The organism is Ideonella azotifigens, from assembly GCF_006519715.1.
Classification (GTDB): Bacteria; Pseudomonadota; Gammaproteobacteria; order Burkholderiales; family Burkholderiaceae_C; genus Ideonella; species Ideonella azotifigens.
On the sequence record NZ_VIDT01000998.1, the window covers coordinates 1 to 1524 of the forward strand.

The window sequence follows — 1524 nt, forward strand, 5'->3', positions numbered from 1 at the left end:
CTGGCCGTCTTCAATGACGGCGACGTGGCGGCACAGCGTGTCGATCACCGCCAGCTCATGGGTCACGATGACGATGGTCACGCCCAGCTGGGTGTTGATGTCGCGCAACGTGGCCAGCAGCGATTCGGTGGTCTCGGCGTCCAGTGCCGAAGTCGGTTCGTCGCACAGCAGCACCGCGGGCTGGCTGGCCAGCGCGCGGGCAATCGCCACGCGCTGCTTCTGCCCGCCGGAGAGCTGGGCCGGGAAGCTGTGCTGCTTGTCGGCCAGGTCGACCAGCGCCAGGCATTCGTGCACGCGCCTGGCAATGCCCGCGGCCTTGCCGCCCTGCAGCTTGTGCAGGCGCAGCGGGAAGGCCACGTTGTCGAACACGCTGGCGTTCTGCAGCAGGTTGAACTGCTGGAAGATCATGCCGATCTGCTGGCGCGCGTCGCGCAGCGCCGGCTTGCTCAGCGCCGTCAACTCGCGGCCGGCCACCCACACGCGGCCCTGGTCCGGCCGCTCCAGCAGGTTGATCAGCCGCAGCAGGGTGCTCTTGCCTGCGCCGCTCTTGCCGACCAGGCCAAACACGTCGCCGCGCTGCACTTCCAGCGAGGTCGGTTTCACCGCGTCGAAGTGAGCGCCGCCTGGCAGCAGAAAGCGCTTGGCGACGTCTTCCAGGCGGATCAGCGGCTCGGGCGCCGGAGCGGCCACAGCGGAAGGCGTGGCGGAAGCGAGCGACAGCAGGCTCATCGAATGATCCTCGTGGGCACAGCCGTTCACACTCAGGCGTAAGGGCTGGGTTCGGTCGGGCGGCCATCGAGCCGGAAGCGGCCGATGTCGCGCTGCTTCAGGTCCACCGGGTCGTGCAGCGTGTGCACGCGGGCGTTGCGCCAGTGGCGGTCCAGATGGCGCGAGAGCCGGGTGGCGGACGAGCCGGCCAGCTCGAACAGCTGCTCGCTGGCGGCCAGCGCGGCGCGGGTCGTCATCACCTTGGCTTGCGCGACGGTGACCGAGGCGTGCGCGCTGGCCTCGGCGCTCAAAGGCGTCCAGCGGCCTTCGGCATCCAGCGCGCTGGCCGCCAGTTCGTCCAGCGTGCTGGCGGCTTCGCGCAGCAGCTCGTGGGCTGCATGCAGCGTGATTTGCAGCCGGCCGACCTCGGCGATCAGATGCGGGTCGTCACTGGCGCGTTCCAGGCCGGAGTCGACCCAGGGGCGGGCGCGTTCGCGCACGTAGACGAGCGCGTCGGCCAGCGCGGCCTGTGCAATGCCCTGGTCGATGGCGGCCTGGATCAGCTGCGACACCGGGCCATAGAGCCCGGGCCGCTCGGCCAGCCGCCACAGCGGCAGCACGTCTTCCGGGTCCACCTGCACCTGGTCGAAGCGCACGCTGCCGCTGGCGGTGGTGCGCTGGCCAAAGGCATCCCAGTCGTCGATCACCTGCACGCCGGGCGCGTCAGCCGGCACCCAGGCCTGCACAGGGCGGCCCTTGGCGTCCAGCGCGCGGGTGGGAATGCGGTGAGCGAACAAGGCCCCGGTCGAATAGAAG

The 1524-nt window shown here is 70.3% G+C and carries 2 protein-coding genes; both read right to left on the minus strand.

The annotated features are described in order from the left end of the window. Positions 1-729, minus strand: a 729-nt coding sequence (locus tag FKP22_RS30035; protein ID WP_141291875.1) for a methionine ABC transporter ATP-binding protein, incomplete at its 3' end; no start/stop codon positions are given. 32 nt (positions 730-761) lie between these two features. Continuing rightward, a partial coding sequence (locus FKP22_RS30040) for an acyl-CoA dehydrogenase family protein (RefSeq protein WP_259372476.1) occupies positions 762-1524 on the minus strand: 763 nt, incomplete at its 5' end.